Genomic DNA, 17,463 nt, shown 5'->3' with positions numbered 1-17,463 from the left:
CATCGCGTCCTTTCCCCGAGATACACCCTAATGCGCTGTTTGCGCAGAGTGTCCCGGATCATGACTGCGACTGTCGGGCGGCGCGCGGGGACGGGGGCGAGAGTGCCCGATGAGGGCGGTGGAAACGCTCGCCGGGAGGTACGGCTGAATGTGCGTGGGCCGGGCGTGTCGGCGGGCCTCGTCCCCCCCCGTTTGCCGGGTGACGCCGCCTCCGTATGCCGGGTGTTTCGGCAGGTGGCGCCGCTGCCGTGTGCCGGGGTGCCCCGCCCCCGTGTGCCGGGCGGTGAACGGAACCGGCCGTGCTCCGGGCGTGGGTCAGGGCCCGTCCGCGCTCTGGGCGGGGACGGGCCGGAACATGACGGTATGCGGCGAATCTCTGTGAAAGTGGAGTAAAGGTTGGAAATCCGCCGCCTGTGGGGCGGGGGATGCCGGGTGGTGCCGGACCGTCACACCGGTCCGGCACCACCCGGGCGCGTGTCAGGCCGGAGCCGTCAGCTCGTTCCGCAGCCGGAACCAGTAGAAGCCGTGTCCGGCCAGTGTCAGCAGATACGGCCGCTGGCCGACCGCGGGGAACTTCACCCCGCCGATCAGCTCGACCGGCCGCCGCCCGCTGAACTCCCGCAGATCCAGCTCGGTGGGCTGGGCGAACCGCGAGAAGTTGTGGACGCAGAGCACCAGATCGTCCTTGTACTCGCGGGCGAACGCGAGCACCGCCGGGTTCGTGGACGCCAGTTCGGTGTACGAGCCGAGTCCGAAGGCGGGATTCTGTTTACGGATCTCGATCATCCGCCGGGTCCAGTGCAGCAGCGAGGACGGGCTGCTCATCGACGCCTCGACATTGGCGACCTGGTAGCCGTAGACCGGATCCATGATCGTCGGGAGGTAGAGCCGGCCGGGGTCGCAGGACGAGAATCCGGCGTTCCGGTCGGGTGTCCACTGCATCGGGGTCCTTACGGCGTCCCGGTCGCCGAGCCAGATGTTGTCGCCCATCCCGATCTCGTCGCCGTAGTAGAGGATCGGCGATCCGGGGAGGGAGAGCAGCAGCGCGGTGAACAGCTCGATCTGGTTGCGGTCGTTGTCCAGCAGCGGCGCGAGCCGGCGGCGGATGCCGATGTTGGCCCGCATCCGCGGGTCCTTGGCGTACTCCGCGTACATGTAGTCGCGCTCTTCGTCGGTGACCATTTCGAGGGTCAGCTCGTCGTGGTTCCGCAGGAAGATGCCCCACTGGCAGTTCTCGGGGATCGCCGGGGTCTTGGCGAGGATCTCCGAGACCGGATGGCGGGACTCGCGCCGTACGGCCATGAAGATCCGCGGCATCACCGGGAAGTGGAACGCCATATGACACTCGTCGCCGCCGCCGTCGAAGTCGCCGAAGTAGTCGACGACGTCCTCGGGCCACTGGTTGGCCTCGGCGAGGAGCACGGTGTCCGGGTAGTGCGCGTCGATCTCCTTGCGCACCCGCTTGAGGAACTCGTGGGTGCGGGGGAGGTTCTCGCAGTTGGTGCCCTCCTCCTGGTACAGATACGGGACCGCGTCCACGCGGAAGCCGTCGATGCCCAGGTCCAGCCAGAAGCGGAGGGCGGAGATGATCTCCTCCTGAACCGCCGGGTTCTCGTAGTTGAGATCGGGCTGGTGGGAGAAGAACCGGTGCCAGTAGTACTGCTTGCGCACCGGGTCGAAGGTCCAGTTCGACGTCTCGGTGTCGACGAAGATGATCCGGGCGTCCGCGAACTGCTTGTCGTCGTCGGCCCAGACGTAGTAGTCGCCGTACGGCCCGTCGGGGTTGCTCCGGGACTGCTGGAACCACTCGTGCTGATCACTGGTGTGGTTCATGACGAAGTCGATGATGACGCGCATCCCGCGCTGGTGCGCGGCGTCGACGAACTCCACGAAGTCGGCGAGGTCGCCGAACTCCGGCAGTACGGACGTGTAGTCCGAGACGTCGTAACCGCCGTCCCGCAGGGGGGACTTGAAGAAGGGCGGCAGCCATAGGCAGTCGACCCCCAGCCACTGGAGGTAGTCGAGCTTCGCGGTGATGCCCTTGAGGTCGCCGACGCCGTCGCCGTTGCTGTCCTGGAAGGACCGCACGAGGACTTCGTAGAAGACCGCCCGCTTGAACCAGTCGGGATCGCGGTCCTTGGCGGGGGTGTCCTCGAACAGGTCGTGGACGGGTTCGTTGACGGTCATGATGTGGGTGACCCTCCGATCGGCGGGGACGGTCGCAGAACGGCGATATGCGCGGGCACCAGGCCAGGCTCCAGGCGCACATAGACGGCTCTGCCCCAGTGATAGGTCTCGCCGGTGAGCTGATCGCGCACCGGGGCGGTCTCGTGCCATGCCAGGCCGAGCCGCGGCATGTCCAACGAGACCGTCGCCTCCTGGGTGTGGTGGGGGTCGAGGTTGGCGACGACGAGCACGGTGTTCGAGCCCGAGCGTTTCGAGTACGCGATCACCGCGTCGTTGTCGGTGTGATGGAAGTGGATGTCCCGCAACTGCTGGAGCGCGGGATTCTGGCGGCGGATCCGGTTGAGCACGGTGATCAGCGGAACGATGGTGCGCCCCTCGCGCTCCGCCGCGTCCCAGTCCCGTGGGCGCAGTTGGTACTTCTCCGAGTTCCGGTACTCCTCGCTGCCCTCCCGTACCGCCGTGTTCTCGCACAGCTCGAAACCCGCGTACACGCCCCAGGTCGGTGAGAGGGTCGCGGCCAGCACGGCCCGGACCTCGAAAGCGGGACGGCCGCCGTGCTGGAGGAAGGAGTGCAGGATGTCGGGCGTGTTGACGAAGAGATTCGGGCGCATGTATGAAGCGGTCTCGCCGGACAGCTCGGTCAGATACTCCGTCAGCTCCTGCTTGGTGTTGCGCCAGGTGAAGTACGTGTACGACTGCTGGAAGCCGACGGCCGCCAGGGCGCGCATCATCGCCGGCCGGGTGAACGCCTCGGCCAGGAAGATCACATCCGGATCGGTGCGGCCGATGTCCGCGATCACCCGCTCCCAGAAGACGACGGGCTTGGTGTGGGGGTTGTCCACCCGGAAGATCCGTACACCGTGTCCCATCCAGAAGCGCAGCACCCGCAGGGTCTCCTCGACCAGACCGCGCATGTCGCTGTCGAACGCGATCGGGTAGATGTCCTGGTACTTCTTCGGCGGGTTCTCGGCGTACGCGATCGAGCCGTCGGCCCGGTGGCTGAACCACTCGGGGTGCTCGGTGACCCAGGGGTGGTCCGGCGAGCACTGGAGCGCGAAGTCGAGGGCGATCTCCATGCGCAGGGCACGGGCCGTCTCCACGAAGTGGCCGAAGTCCTCGAACGTGCCGAGATCGGGGTGCAGGGCGTCATGGCCTCCGTCGGCGGAGCCGATGGCCCAGGGCACGCCGACATCGTGCGGGCCGGGGGAGAGGCTGTCGTTCGGGCCCTTGCGGAAGGTGGTGCCGATGGGGTGGACGGGCGGCAGATAGACCACGTCGAAGCCCATCGCGGCGACCGCGGGCAGCCGTTCGGCGGCGGTCCGGAAGGTGCCGGAGACCGGGGGCGCGCCCTCGGTGACGACCGCGCCCTCGGAGCGCGGGAACAGCTCGTACCAGGAGCCGTACAGGGCGCGGCGGCGCTCCACGAGGAGCGGCAACGGCTCTGAGCCGGTGACCAGTTCGCGCAGGGGGTGGCGGGCGAGCGCGGCGGTGACGTCCGAGGCGAGGGCCTCGGCGAGCCGGGCCGGGGGAGGGAGGGTCTCGTCGCGCAGGGCGTCGGCGACGGCGAGCACGGACTCGCGGCCGTCGTTCTTGGGCACGCCGTCGGCGGCGCGTTCGAACAGCCGGGCGCCCTCCGCGAGTACCAGCGCCGTGTCCGCGACGTCGCCCGCGGGGATCTTGATCTCCGCCTGGTGGAGCCAGGTGGCGATCGGGTTGCTCCACGCCTCCACGGTGTAGCTCCACCGCCCCTCGGCGTCCGGGGTGACCTCGGCCCCCCAGCGGTCCGTGCCGGGAGCCAGCTCCCGCATGGGCGTGAAGGGGCCTGGGTGACCGTTCGGGTCGCGTAGGACGACATTGGCGGCGACGGCGTCGTGTCCTTCGCGGAAGACGGTCGCGCTGACGGTGAAGGTCTCGCCGACCACGGCTTTCGCGGGCCTCCTCCCGCAGTCGACTTGGGGACTGACGTCCAGGACGGGAATGCGACCGATCATGGGCTCACCTGAGGGCTGTGCGGGCTGGACAGGTTGAGAAGAAAAGAGTGCTGTGACGTTTTTGTGGAAGTTTCCCGCTATTTGTAACTGCTCGGTCGACGACTGACGTGCTGAGGGCATGGCCGCTCCTGTCCGCGTTCACTCGGTGGGCGGATAGAACTGGGCGGATGACGGTCGACGAGGTGGTGTCACGGTGAGGGTGCCGTGCGCTGCCGTGCACTGCCGTGCGGGGCGCGGCGTGGTGCCGTTCCGTGTGGCCCGTGGTGCGCATGGTGTGTGTGGTGCGCGCGGTGTGCGGGTTTGCCGCACGGCGCGCTGTACGTGACGCTCGCGCGATGCGCACCGGTGGCTCGGGTACGCGTACCGGATGAGCCTTCCCACGGGGGTGGGGCGGGCAATCCGGGGGTGTGGTCCCTGCTCGGGGGTGAACAGGCGCACAAGTGAGGCCGCGGATGCGCCTGCTGTGCGCCGCCGTGCCTGCCCTCGCGCCGGCCCCCGCGCCCGGCTCGTCCCAGGCCCTGGGGGTTCTTTGCGCCGCCGTGAGCCGTCGGCGTGTGTCGGGCTCCGGGCCGGGCGGGCGGACCGGACGGGCGGACCGGGCGGGCCGGGTGAGCGGGCCCGGTGCGTCGGCGTGTCGCTCTTCGCGAGGCGGGGCGGGGGCGCCGCGCCGGATTCGGCGCGTTGCGATGGCCGGCCGGTCTCGGCGTGTCGGCGGCGTGTCGGGGCTCCGCCCGAGCCCCGCGTAGCGACTTCGGCGGGGCCGCACGTGCGGGCCTCGCCTGTTCAGGCGTCGCCCGACGTTTCGCGCCTCGGATGCCCGCGGGGCCGGACGCGCGGCGAGCGCGCCCGGCCCGTTCGCGGCACCGCCGACGGTCGACCGGAACCGGAACCGGAACGTGACTTGTCCGGGCGTGTCGAACTCGTTCGTGAACTCGCCGGACCGGCGGGTGTCCTCATCGCCTGTCAGGGGCAGGGGCAGGGGCAGGGGCAGGGGCAGGGGCGTCCGGTGGGGTGCTGAGCGCGCCCATCGGTATGGCGACGGCGCGGATTCCGGCGTGCCCGGCGCCGGAATCCGCGCCCCCTCTTTCCCCTCCCGAAACGGGCCGCGCCTCCGGCCCGCCCGGCTCAGCGCACCGGATTACCGGACTATCCGTCCACCGGTGCAAACTCCCAGCTCGGCTCATCGGGCCGCGCTCCGGTCAGAGCATTCACGCGTCCACCTCCGTCCACATGTGCCACGGCTGCCGCGCCACCCACTCGCCGACGGGCGCGGGCTTCACCGAGAGGGCGGCGGCCGAGCATCCCCGGTCGCCCGCCATCAGGTCCGGCTCCAGCCCGCTGCCCATGTAGTGGTAGAGCCCCGACACGCCGGACGCGGACTCCGTACCCAGGATCTGCGAGAGCCCCTGTTCGAACACGGCGGGCTCCAGCGGCACATAGCGCACCGGACGGCCGAGCCCCAGCGTGAAGCGCTCCGCCAACTCGGTACCGGTCACCGTCTCACAGCCCCCGATGTCGAAGACGCGGCCCGCGATCCCGTCCACGGTGAGCGCCGCGAAGACCGCCTCCGCGAGGTCCTGGTGAGAGATCCACGCCGTCGGCGCGTCGGCCGGCAGCGGATACGCCAGCACGCCTTCGCCGACCAGCGCCGGGCCGTTCCAGGGACTGAACAAATTGTCCAGATAGACCGGTGGCCGTACGACCACCAGCTCCACGCCGCTGCGCGCCAGGGCCTCACGGAACACGGTCTCCGCCAGACGACGGGTCTCGAAGGCGACGACATTCGTGGTCCGGTCCGGGATACGCGTATTGGTGTTGTAGACGAGCCTCCGTACCCCGGACTCCCGTGCCGCCTTCGCGATGTGCTGCGCGTAACGCATGACCTTCTCCGCCTGGTACACCAGCGGCAGCACGACCGCCGCATGGGTCGCGCCCTCGAAGAACTGCCGCACATCCTCGTAACGCCCCAGGTCACCGCAGCCGAAGGAGACCCCCGGCAGTTCCGGTCGATCCGCCTCCGGTCTGCGGCTCAGGGTGCGGACCTGGTGGCCGCGCTCGACGAGCAGCCGCGCCGTGGCACCTCCCTGGAAGCCGGTCGCGCCCACGACGGCGACGCGCATCGGAATGTGATCGGACATGAGTCTGATGAGCCCTTCGATAGGGTGGGGTCGCTGCCTGTACGGCCCTACAAGGCTGGCGGCGGCGGCTTCGGCCGATCAATTAACAAACCGGGTCGGAGGTTGAAGGATCGTCCAATGGACTCTGTTGAGACTGCTGCGACCGAAGGCGACGACCTCCTCAGCGAACTGCTGAAGCCCCTGCGCCTGACCGGAGTGTTCGACAGCCGCTGGCACGTACGTGCCCCGTGGGCCATCGAAGGGGATGCCGAAGAGAGCTGCGCCGTGCTCCACTTCATCACCCAGGGCGATTGCTGGATCACCGCGGACGGGCGGAACCCGTTCCAGTTGCACGCCGGTGACCTGGCGGTCTTCCCCACCGGAATCGCCCACCGGCTCTCGGACCACCCTGAGCGGCGCGGCGGTGTCGCGCTCGGCGCGATGCTCCCCGAGCGGGAGCCCGGAACCTCCGGGGAGATCAGGATCGAGGGCGGCGGACAGGTGAGCAGACTGCTCTGCGCGGGACTGCACTACGACGCGTCCGCGGCCACAGGGCTCTATCAGGCGCTCCCCTGGGCGCTGGTGCTCGACTGCTCCCAGGTCGACAAGGAGCCCCTGCTGCGCGACACACTGCGCCTGCTCGCCGCCACGGACCGTCCCGTGGGGCCCGGAGACCGCCTGGTCACCCTGCGTGCCTTCGAAATGGCCCTCGTACTGGCGCTGCGGCCCCTGCTCCGCGAACTGGCGGACAACCCCTCGGCACTGCCCGTGCTGCGCCACCCGGGGATCAGCAAGGCGATGGTGATCATCGCCACTCGGTTCGCCGAGCCATGGACCATCGAATCGCTCGCCCGGGAGGTCGGCATGTCCCGTTCCGCTTTCACCGCGGCCTTCCGGGAGCTGGTCGGCGAGGCGCCGGCCCGACATCTCACCGGGCGGCGGATGCAGGAGGCGACCCGCCTGCTCGGGGAGACCTCGCTTCCCCAGTCCGCGGTGCCGCAGCGAGTCGGCTACCAGAGTTCGGTCGGGTTCCATCTGGCGTTCAGGAAGTGGTACGGCATGACTCCTGGGGAGTATCGGGCAGGACGCCCCTCAGCTGCATGACTGGCCGGTTCTTAATCACCGCTGGACGGTCGTTCATTGCCCAGTGTCCATAGCTGGAGCGAGGCTCACCTTTGTCGGGGGACGTTCCGTTTGAGGAGAAACGTTGATCAGGTCTGGCCGGAACTACCTCGATTCGCTGTGCGACGGGCGTGAGGTGTGGCTCGACGGCGAGCGCGTCAAGGACGTGACCAGCCATCCAGCCTTCCGTAACGCCGCGGCCTCCATCGCGCGCCTCTACGACCTGGCCCATGACTCCGAACACCGGGATGTGCTCACATCCGACGGTGTCCATCGCGCCTATGTGGTGCCCCGCACCCATGCCGACCTGGTCGCACGCCGCGAGGCGTACAAGGTGTGGGCCGAGGCGAGCTTCGGATTCCTCGGCCGCACACCCGACTACATGGCGAGCGGGGCGGCGGGCTTCGCCGCGATGCCGCATCTCTTCACCACCGGCGACTTCGACGGATCCGACAACGTTCTCGCCTACCACCGCAGGCTCGCCGAGAACGATCTCTACTGTGCCTTCACCATCACCAATCCGCAGATGGGCACGGGCACGGGCGGGAACGGGGGCGGCCAGGCCGTCCGGGTCGTCGGGGAGCGCGACGGCGGGATCGTGGTACGCGGCGCGAAGATGATCGGCACGGGCGCGGTCTTCTCGGACGAGGTCATCGTCGGCACCATCGAACCGCTTCCCGCGGGCGCCGTCGATCACGCTCTGTGTTTCTCCATCCCGACCGACACGCCCGGACTGAAATTCATCTCGCGGACGTCGTACGAGGGAAACGCCCGCGCGGTCTTCGACAATCCGCTCTCCTCCCGCTTCGACGAGAACGACTCGCTGCTGGTCTGCGACGACGTCTTCGTCCCGTGGGAGCGCGTACTGACGTACCGGAACGTGGACGCCACCGCCGCGATGTGGTGGCAGACCCCCGCGTATCTCAACGTCGTCCACCAGGCGGCCACCCGCTTCTGGACCAAGCTGGAGTTCCTCACCGGTCTGGCGATCCTGCTGACCCGCACCAGCGGTACGTACGAGGTGCCGGCCGTCACCCAGTCGATCGGGCGGCTGCTGGGGATGGTCGCCCAGGCGAAGGCGTTCGTCCTGGCGGCGGAGGCGTCGTACGAGCACGTCGACGGCGGCTGCGGCGGGGTCATGCCCGGCACCGAGATCTCCTTCGCCCAGCGGATCATGGCCGGTGAGCTGTATCCGCGCGCCGTCCAGGAGATCAAGCTGCTCGCGGGCGGTTCGATCATCCAGCTCCCCGCGTCCGCCGAGGACCTGCTGCACCCCGAACTCGGGCCGGTCGTGGACACGTATCTGGCGACGCCCGGCGCACCCGCGAAGGACCGGATCAAGCTGCTGAAGCTGGCGTGGGACGCGCTGGGCTCGGAGTTCGCCGGACGCCACGAGCAGTACGAGCGCTTCTACCACGGCGCGCCGCACGTCTATCTGACGATGCAGACCTGGGCGGGCGGCGCGGAGAACTGCGAGCGCCTGGCCCAGAGCTGCCTCGACGGCTACGACCTGACCGATTCCTCCCGGTACACCGGGACTCTCAGGTGACCACGGCAGGTCCCCAGGGCACCCCTTCCGACGGCGTGCGCCGGGGGAGCGCACCCGGACGCCCCGCCGCCCCGGCTCGGGAGAGCGCCTCCCCGCCGTCCCGAGCCGGCACGACGGCCCCTGCGGGGGCGGGGGCCGGGGCCGACACGCCCGGCCCCGGGGCGACCGGCGGCACGCCGGCCACGCCCGCCCCCGTTGGGGCCGGAGCCGCCACGCCCGCCCCCGCGGGGCCCAGAACCGGGGGCCACGGTCTCCTGAACCCCGCTTCCGCCGTCCTCGGCGACCCGGAGACGTCCGGCGGCGCGCCGTCCTCCGGTGGTCCGACGGCCCCCGGCCCCGCGCCGGTCACCGCAGAGGCGGGGGCGCGCCCTGACGACCCGGCGCCCCCCTGCCGACCTGCCCCCACCGACGGCGACCCCCTGGCGCGTACGGCGAAGGACCCCGCTCCGCGCCGTCCCGCCGCGCCTGGCGGCGAGCGCAACGCCCCCGTGCCCGTTGGGGTGCCAGACGACCTCGCCGCGCCTGGCGGCGAGGACCACAGTCCCGTGCCCACCGGCGTGCCCGACCCCACTCCGCGCCATCCCGGCGCGTCTCGCGGCGCCCGCCGCCACCCCGCGCCCGCCGTGTCGCTGCGGCCACGGGCCGCCCTCGCATTGCTCGCGTCCACTCAGCTACTGCTGATCATGGACACGGCCATCATCAATGTCGCACTGCCCTCCGTCGGCGAAGACCTCGGATCCGGCTCCGCCGGGCTGTCATGGGTGGCGAACGCCTTTCTGATCACCTTCGGCGGTCTGCTGCTCCTCGGCGGCCGACTGGCCGACCTCCTCGGACACCGCAGGATGTATCTGACCGGCCTCGGGACGCTCGCCGTGGCCTCGGCGGCCGGCGGGCTCGCCCAGAGCGCGGGGACGCTGATCGCCGCCCGCGCCCTCCAGGGCGCGGGGGCCGCCCTCGCCGCCGCGGCCGCGTTCGCACTGCTCCTCAACCTCTTCCCGCACGGGCCCGCGCGCCATCAGGCGCTCGGCGCGTTCGCCGCCATGGGCGGGCTCGGCGGAGTCACCGGAACGGTTCTCGGCGGGGTGCTCACCGACATCCTCGGCTGGCGCTCCACGTTCTGGCTCAATGTGATCGTCGGGCTGGTGCTCGGCGGTGCGGCGTTGCGACTGCTGAACGGGGGCAGTCGCAGCGCCGCACGGGGCTTCGACCCCGGCGGGGCGCTCACCGCGACCGGCGGCCTCGGTCTGGTGGCGTACGCGCTCGTCGGCGCCGGCGAGGCGGGCTGGACCAGCCCCCGCACCCTCGCCGCGGGCTCCGCCGGGCTCGCCCTGCTCGCCGCGTTCGCCGTCATCGAATCGAGGACCGCGCACCCCCTGGTGCCGCCCGCCGTGCTGCGGCGGCCCACGCTGCGGGACGCGAACATCCTCAGCGCCCTCGCCCAGATGGGCCTGTTCCCGATGTTCTTCCTCGTCAGCCTCTATCTGCAGAACGTGCTCGGCCAGTCCCCGCTCGTCGGCGGCCTCGGACTGCTGCCGCTCTCCCTCGTCGTGGTCGCCGTCGCGCCGGGAACCGGAACACTCATCGCCCGGTTCGGACCGCGCACCACCATGACGCTCGGCTTCGGACTGCTCTGCGCCGGCCTGGGCTGGCTGGCGCTCGCACTGACGGCCGAAGGAACCTTTTTCTCCACCGTTTTCGCGCCCAGTCTCGTCATCGGCGTAGCCCTGCCGCTCGTCATGGTCACCACCAATGTGGCCGCCACCGCCGACGCGGGGCCCGAGGAGACCGGGCTCGCCTCCGGACTTATCAACACCAGCCAGCAGTTCGGCTCGGTGCTCGGACTCGCGATCCTCGTGGCCGTCGCCACCGCCGGCCACGGCCCCGGACCGGAGGCGCAGACCACCGGATTCCGCAACGCCCTGCTCGTGGGCGCGGCCTTCGCGGCCCTCGCCGCGCTCCTCTCCGTACGACTGCGGCTGCCCCTGCCGGGTACCCCCGCACCCGTACCCGAGCGGGCATCCGTACCCCTGCGGGCCGCCGCGCCCGCATCCCACCGGCCCGACCAGGCCGCGGGGGCCGCCACCGGCCCCGACCGCGTGTCCTTACCCGGCCCTGCGACCGGCTCCGGGGCTCCGCGCCCGGACCGTGTGGGCGGCACCCCCGAGTGATGGTGCGCGGCAGAGCGTGCGACGCCGCCCGGCGTCGTGGGCGGCTGGGGGCCGTCCGGCACGAGTAACTGCGTAACCCACCTATTGAATCGATTGCCTCGACGCGTCCGAGGGGGGTCCACGATGACCTTGTACGACCTTGTCGAACCCGGTCTCGCACAGCGCGGTGAACCGCGCTACCGCATAGCCGAGATACGCGCCGCCGATCCACTCGGGGCCGACGCCCTGCTGGCCACCGTGCCCGCGATGAACGCCGCCGCCGACGTCCCCGCGCTCACACGCGCGCTGCGGACACTCGTGCCCGATTCGGAACAGGTCGCGGGCTACGGCGTCACCGACGGCCTCGCCGCCATGCGCGACCTGGGGATACTCCTCGGCTCGCTCAAGAGGCACGGAGTCCAGCCCGTCGCCGCCGTCCCCGAAGTCCTTCCCGTACTCCGGGAACTGGGCCGCCTCACCGACATGGTTCCACGCGACACGGTGCACCACTACACCACCTGGAACCCGCTCGGCCACCGCCAGCGCATGTACACCGGCGACAAGATGGAGGGCAGCCTCCAGGACGCCGTCCGCATGGTCTTCCCCGGCCTCGTCGCCTCGCTCGACGCCTGCGCGGACCTCGCCCGCCGCGAACCGTACGACCCGGGCTTCGCCATCGCCCTCGACCGCACCGCCCACCACGTCCAGGCCATGGTCGACTCCATCGACTTCACCATCGCCCAGGTCACTCCGGTCTTCTTCGCCACCGAACTGCGCTCCTACTTCGAGGAGATCGACATCGCCGGCGTCGACTACCTCGGCCCGGCCGCCGCCCAGGTGCCGCTCTGGCTCGTCGATCTGACGCTGTGGCAGTGCGACCGGAGCCATCCGTCCTACGACACGTTCCTCGCCGACTCGGTCAGCTACAGTCTCCCGTCCTGGCGTGCCCACTACGCCGCCCACCAGGGCTGCACCTCCGCCGTCTCCAAGCTCTCCGCCGCGATCAGCTGGGAGGCGGCGGGCGACCGGATGCCCCCGCAGCTCGCCCGCTCCGCACTCTCCCTCGCGCGGGTGCTCCGCATCCTCAAGGCGTTCCGCGCCCGGCACATCACCATCGCCCGCAAGGCGTACAGCGAGGAGGTGCGGCTGTACGACAAAGGCAGCGGAGGCGCCCCGATCGAGCTGCTGCGCTCGGTGCTCGACCTCACCCGCGACAACGAGACCCTCGTGCGCCGGGCCGCCGCCCCACAGCGCGCCCCCCAGCCCGACGCACAGTCCGCGCCCCAGCCCGACGCGCAGTCCGCCTCCCAGCCCGACGCACAGTCCGACGCACAGTCCGACGCGCGGTCCGACGCGCAGGGAGAGCCGATCCCATGACCCACTTCATGATCGCCGGTGGCGGGATCGCCGGACTCACCACCGCGCTCGCCCTGCACGCGGCCGGGTTCAGAAGGGTCACCGTCGTCGAGGCCGCCCGCGAGCTGCAGCCGGTCGGCGCGGGGCTGAACATCATGCCCAACGCGGTACGCGAACTCGACGCCCTCGGACTCCTCGAAGAGCTGGAGGACCGCGCCCTGCCCACCCGTGAGCTGCGCTACTACCACCGCAGCGGCGGGCTCGTCTCCCGCGAGCCGCGCGGACGCGGCGCCGGGTACCACTGGCCCCAGCTCTCCATCGCCCGCGGCGAACTCCAGCTCGCGCTCGCCGCCGCCGTACGCGACCGTCTCGGCGCCGGCGCGGTCGTCGGCGGCGTCCGGGTGAAGTCGGTCGAGCAGCTGCCGGGGGTCCGTCCGCGCGTGCAGCTGGAGCACCGGGACGGCGCACGCCGGGGCAGCGCCTCGCTCGAACCGGACGTGCTGATCGGCGCGGACGGCATTCGCTCGGCCGTCCGCGCCTCCCTCAACCCCGGCGAGGGCGAGCCTCCCTGGAACGGGATGCTCGTCTGGCGCGGCGTCTCCCGCGTGCCCGCCCGGCAGATCGGCGGCTTCATGTTCATCGCCGGCGACGACCGGCAGAAGGCCGTCGTCTATCCGATGACCGCCCCCGACGCGGCATCGGGGACGGTACGGGTGAACTGGGCGCTCGCGATGCCCGCCGACTCAGCGGATCTGGATCTGGATCTGGATCTGGAGCCGGAACAGGAGTCGGAGCCGTGGCCGGAGTCCGCACAGTCGCCCGAGCACTCGGGGCTGCCGGACTCGGGGGACTTCCCCGGCACTCCCGGCCCGCCCGACGCCTCCGGCCCGGAGGGCTCTCCGAAGGCCACCTTCCGCGGCGACTGGAACCGGGCGGTCCCCGTCGAGAGGTTCCTCCACCACTACAAGGGCTGGGAGTTCGGCGGCGTCAGCGTCGAGGACATCCTGCGGGCCGCCGACGGCGCGTACGAGTACCCCATGGTCGACCGTGAGCCCCTCGCCCGGTGGTCCCACGGCCGTACGACCCTGATCGGCGACGCCGCCCACGCCATGTACCCCATCGGCTCCAACGGGGCCACCCAGTCCATCGTCGACGCCCGCGCCCTCGCCCACGCCATGGCACGCTTCCCCGACCCGGTGGAGGCGCTCGCCGCGTACGAGGCCGACCGCCGCCCGGCGATGACCGAGCTCCAGCGCGCCAACCGCGGCCTCGGCCCCGAGGTCGTCATCAACCTGGCCCACCAGCGGGCCCCCGACGGTTTCACCGACATCGACGAGGTCATCCCGCCCGAGGAACTCGCCGAGATCGCCTCCCGGTACGCCGCGACCGGGGCGTTCGACCCCGTGTCGGTCAACCTGGGGTCGCCGTACGCGACGACGGTACGCCCGAGGGGGTGACCGAGGAGGTGACCCGAGGGGAGAGCGTCCGCCGGGTCCGGCTCCGGCGGACGCCCCACGGGACGGGTCCGTTCCGCGCCTCCCGTCCCGCCTTTCCCGTATGCCCGCGTCCCGGTGGATCCCGTACGCCCGCGTCCCCGCCTCCCGTACGCGCGCGAACCCGCCTCCCGTACGCGCGCGAACCCGCCTCCCGTACGCGCGCGAACCCGCCTCGTACGCCCGCCCGCGCGACCCGCTGATCGAACGTCAGAACGGAGTTCGCCCACCCGGCCGGGTCCTCCGCCCGGCGCACCCCCCATACAGACGTGCGCCGTGGTCGGGGCGGGCGGGCCGAGGCTAACGTCGTGGGTGACGGAGAGGCGCACACCGTCGCGCGTCCCCTCGGATGCGTACCTCCCCTGCGAAGGTGGGACCCGTGAAGGCCATTCGTCGATTCACCGTCCGCCCCGTCCTCCCCGAACCCCTCCGCCCGCTCAGCGACCTCGCCCGCAATCTGCGCTGGTCCTGGCATACCGAGACCCGTGACCTCTTCCAGACCGTCGACCCCGAGGGATGGCAGGCGGCCGGGGGCGACCCTGTGCGGCTGCTCGGCTCCGTCCCGGCCGCGCGGCTGGCGGAACTGGCCTGGGACCGGCGCTTCCTCCGCAGACTGACCGCCGCCGCCGACGATCTGGACGACTATCTGCACGGACGCAGGTGGTACCAGACACAGAACGACCGGACCGCGCCCACCGCACCGGGACGCCCACCGCACGGCATTGCGAAAGGCACGCCGGGACGTACACCGCACGGCACCGCGGAAGGCATGCCGGGGCACCCGGCGGACGCCGACGGAGCCTTCCCCACCGCGATCGCCTACTTCTCACCCGAGTTCGGCGTCACCGCCGCGCTCCCGCAGTACTCCGGCGGCCTCGGCATCCTCGCCGGCGACCATCTCAAGGCCGCGAGCGACCTCGGCGTCCCGCTCATCGGCGTCGGACTGCTCTACCGGCACGGCTACTTCCGCCAGTCCTTGTCCCGCGACGGCTGGCAGCAGGAGCACTACCCCGTCCTCGACCCGAACGAACTGCCCGTCAGCCTCATGAGGGAGCACGACGGAACCCCCGCCGTGGTCTCCCTCGCCCTCCCCGCCGGGCGCCGTCTGCGCGCGCACATCTGGGTCGCCCGCGTCGGTCGCGTACCGCTGCTGATGCTCGACTCGGACGTCGAGGAGAACGCGCCCGGCGAACGCGATGTCACCGACCGGCTGTACGGCGGCGGCAGCGAGCACCGCCTGCTCCAGGAGATGCTGCTCGGCATCGGCGGAGTGCGGGCGGTCCGGGCGTACTGCCGGCTCACCGGCCATCCCGTGCCCGAGGTGTTCCACACCAACGAAGGCCACGCGGGCTTCCTCGGACTGGAGCGCATCCGCGAACTCGGGGACGCGCCCGAACCGCTCGACTTCGACGCGGCGCTGGAAGCGGTCCGCGCCGGAACCGTCTTCACCACCCACACCCCCGTCCCCGCCGGGATCGACCGCTTCGACCGGGAACTGGTCGCCCGTCACTTCGGCGAGCGCGGCGAACTCCCCGGCGTCCCCGTCGACAAGATCCTCCGGCTCGGCACGGAGACCTACCCCGGCGGCGCGCCCGAACTGTTCAACATGGCGGTGATGGGCCTGCGTCTCGCCCAGCGCGCCAACGGCGTCTCCACCCTCCACGGCGCGGTGAGCCGCGGCATGTTCGCCGGCCTGTGGCCGGGGTTCGACGCCGACGAGGTGCCCATCACCTCCGTCACCAACGGCGTCCACGCGCCGACCTGGGTCGCCCCCGAGGTCTCTCGCCTCGGGGCCCGCCAGATCGGCGCGAGCCGCGCCGAGGACGCGCTCACCGTCGGCGGCTCCGATCTGTGGAACTCGGTCGTGAACATCCCCGACGCCGAGATCTGGGAACTCCGCCGCGAACTGCGCGAACAGCTCGTCACGGAGGTACGGACCCGGCTGCGCGCCTCCTGGCGGCAGCGCGGCGCGGGCGCGGCCGAACTGGGCTGGGTCGACGGCGTCCTCGACCCCGACGTCCTCACCATCGGCTTCGCGCGCCGGGTCCCCTCGTACAAGAGGCTGACCCTCATGCTCCGCGACCGGGACCGGCTGAGGGAACTGCTGCTGCACCCCACCCGCCCGATCCAGATCGTCGTGGCGGGCAAGGCGCATCCGGCGGACGACGGCGGCAAGCGTCTCGTCCAGGAACTCGTGCGGTTCGCGGACGACCCGAGGGTCCGCCACCGGATCGTCTTCCTGCCCGACTACGGCATGGGCATGGCGCAGAAGCTCTACCCCGGCTGCGACGTCTGGCTCAACAATCCGCTCCGCCCGCTGGAGGCGTGCGGCACCAGCGGAATGAAGGCGGCGCTCAACGGATGCCTCAACCTCTCGGTGCTCGACGGCTGGTGGGACGAGTGGTACGAGCCCGATTTCGGCTGGGCGATCCCCACCGCCGACGGCTCGGCCACCGACGAGGACCGCCGTGACGACCTGGAGGCGGCGGCCCTCTACGAGCTGATCGAGAACCGGGTCGCGCCGCGTTTCTACGACCGGGGAGCGGGCGGACTGCCGGAGCGCTGGATCGAGATGGTCCGCCGTACGCTGGCGACCCTGGGCCCCAAGGTGCTGGCGGGCCGGATGGTACGGGAGTACGTGGAGCGGCTGTACGCCCCCGCCGCCCACGCCCACCGGGCGCTGGACCCGGACACGGCCCGTGATCTGGCCGCCTGGAAGGCCCGCGTCCGGGCCGTGTGGCCACAGGTGGCCGTCGACCATGTAGAGGCCACGGAGACGCTGGAAGCGCTGGAGTCGATGGCGGCTACGGAGGCGGCGGCCGGGGAAAGGGTGGCAGGCGGAGCAGCGATGGCGGCCGGGGAAACGACGGAGAACGCCGCCGCCGTGGAGTTCGCCGAGCCGACCGCCGTGGGCACCGCGGAACTCGGCGCGATCCTCGGCCTCCGTGTCCAGGTGGCCCTCGGCGAGCTACGGCCCGAGGACGTCGAGGTCCAGGCGGTAGCGGGCCGGGTCGACCCCGACGACGCGATCGCCGACGCCCGGATGTTCCCGCTGAAGCCGACGGGCGGCCCGGATCTCCAGGGCCGGTGGGTGTACGAGGGCCCGCTCTCCCTCGACCGTACGGGCGCTTTCGGCTACACCGTCCGCGTACTCCCCGCGCACCGGCTCCTCGCGTCCCCCGCCGATCTGGGCCTGGTGGCACTGCCGTCCGGGACACCGGGGGAGGGCGCGGGCCTGCTGATGCGGTGAGCCTGCGGCGCCGCGTGCCGGGTGGGGGCCGCCGGTCGGGACGGTGGTCGCTGACGGTGCTCTCGTGCCTTGCGGGTACGGGGTGAAGCGGACGTGATGGGGGGCGGCAGCCCCCCATCCGTCCCCTCGGCCTGGCGGCCTGGGGAGACCCCACCCCCTCGGCCTGGCGGCCTGGGGAGACCCCACCCCCTCGGCCTGGCGGCCTGGGGAGACCCCACCCCCTCGGCCTGGCGGCCTGGGGAGACCCCACC

At 71.5% G+C, this 17,463-nt stretch carries 9 protein-coding genes; 6 read left to right on the top strand and 3 right to left on the bottom strand.

Annotated features, from left to right (window positions below):
- Positions 1–477 precede the first annotated feature (477 nt).
- The 3 genes from treS to ACWEFL_RS00655 all read right to left on the bottom strand — a co-directional run bounded on the left by treS (position 478) and on the right by ACWEFL_RS00655 (position 6,316).
- Positions 478–2,187 carry a maltose alpha-D-glucosyltransferase gene (treS, locus tag ACWEFL_RS00665; RefSeq protein ID WP_451705381.1) on the bottom strand — a complete coding sequence of 570 codons (1,710 nt, stop codon included), beginning with the start codon at positions 2,185–2,187 and terminating at the stop codon, positions 478–480.
- Positions 2,184–4,178, bottom strand: a complete 1,995-nt coding sequence (locus ACWEFL_RS00660) for an alpha-1,4-glucan--maltose-1-phosphate maltosyltransferase (protein WP_451705378.1) — start codon at positions 4,176–4,178, stop codon at positions 2,184–2,186. The genes treS and ACWEFL_RS00660 overlap by 4 nt, the downstream gene beginning before the upstream one ends.
- A gap of 1,208 nt (positions 4,179–5,386) precedes the next feature.
- Entirely contained in the window at positions 5,387–6,316 is a 930-nt protein-coding gene (locus ACWEFL_RS00655) for an SDR family oxidoreductase (RefSeq protein ID WP_451705375.1), read from the bottom strand.
- Positions 6,317–6,433: 117 nt separating this feature from the next.
- Between ACWEFL_RS00655 and ACWEFL_RS00650 the strand changes: the two genes are divergently transcribed.
- From ACWEFL_RS00650 to glgP, 6 genes are all read left to right on the top strand, one after another.
- A complete protein-coding gene (locus ACWEFL_RS00650; protein ID WP_451705372.1) occupies positions 6,434–7,399 on the top strand; it encodes an AraC family transcriptional regulator in 966 nt (321 codons plus the stop codon).
- 103 nt (positions 7,400–7,502) lie between these two features.
- Positions 7,503–8,966 (top strand): 4-hydroxyphenylacetate 3-hydroxylase family protein, encoded by a 1,464-nt coding sequence (locus tag ACWEFL_RS00645; RefSeq protein WP_451705369.1) that lies wholly within the window; start codon positions 7,503–7,505, stop codon positions 8,964–8,966.
- 545 nt (positions 8,967–9,511) lie between these two features.
- The gene (locus tag ACWEFL_RS00640) at positions 9,512–11,134 is read left to right on the top strand and encodes an MFS transporter (RefSeq protein WP_451705367.1); all 1,623 of its coding nucleotides are present in this window, start codon (positions 9,512–9,514) and stop codon (positions 11,132–11,134) included.
- A gap of 123 nt (positions 11,135–11,257) precedes the next feature.
- Positions 11,258–12,490 (top strand): monodechloroaminopyrrolnitrin synthase PrnB family protein, encoded by a 1,233-nt coding sequence (locus ACWEFL_RS00635; RefSeq protein WP_451705365.1) that lies wholly within the window; start codon positions 11,258–11,260, stop codon positions 12,488–12,490.
- A complete protein-coding gene (locus tag ACWEFL_RS00630) occupies positions 12,487–13,926 on the top strand; it encodes an FAD-dependent monooxygenase (RefSeq protein ID WP_451705363.1) in 1,440 nt (479 codons plus the stop codon). Before ACWEFL_RS00635 ends, ACWEFL_RS00630 begins: the two co-directional genes overlap by 4 nt.
- A gap of 415 nt (positions 13,927–14,341) precedes the next feature.
- Positions 14,342–17,212 carry an alpha-glucan family phosphorylase gene (gene glgP / locus ACWEFL_RS00625; RefSeq protein WP_451705360.1) on the top strand — a complete coding sequence of 957 codons (2,871 nt, stop codon included), beginning with the start codon at positions 14,342–14,344 and terminating at the stop codon, positions 17,210–17,212.
- The last annotated feature ends 251 nt before the right edge of the window (positions 17,213–17,463 follow it).

This window comes from Streptomyces sp. NPDC004838 (genome assembly GCF_053600955.1).
This window is presented reverse-complemented; position numbering and strand designations above follow the sequence as displayed.

What these genes read in the sequence shown, in the direction of transcription:
- ACWEFL_RS00650 (WP_451705372.1), top strand. Translation starts at nt 6,434, where the DNA reads ATGGACTCTGTTGAGACTGCTGCGACCGAAGGCGACGACCTCCTCAGC.
- treS (WP_451705381.1), bottom strand. Translation starts at nt 2,187, where the DNA reads ATGACCGTCAACGAACCCGTCCACGACCTGTTCGAGGACACCCCCGCC.
- ACWEFL_RS00660 (WP_451705378.1), bottom strand. Translation starts at nt 4,178, where the DNA reads ATGATCGGTCGCATTCCCGTCCTGGACGTCAGTCCCCAAGTCGACTGC.
- ACWEFL_RS00655 (WP_451705375.1), bottom strand. Translation starts at nt 6,316, where the DNA reads ATGTCCGATCACATTCCGATGCGCGTCGCCGTCGTGGGCGCGACCGGC.
- ACWEFL_RS00630 (WP_451705363.1), top strand. Translation starts at nt 12,487, where the DNA reads ATGACCCACTTCATGATCGCCGGTGGCGGGATCGCCGGACTCACCACC.
- ACWEFL_RS00635 (WP_451705365.1), top strand. Translation starts at nt 11,258, where the DNA reads ATGACCTTGTACGACCTTGTCGAACCCGGTCTCGCACAGCGCGGTGAA.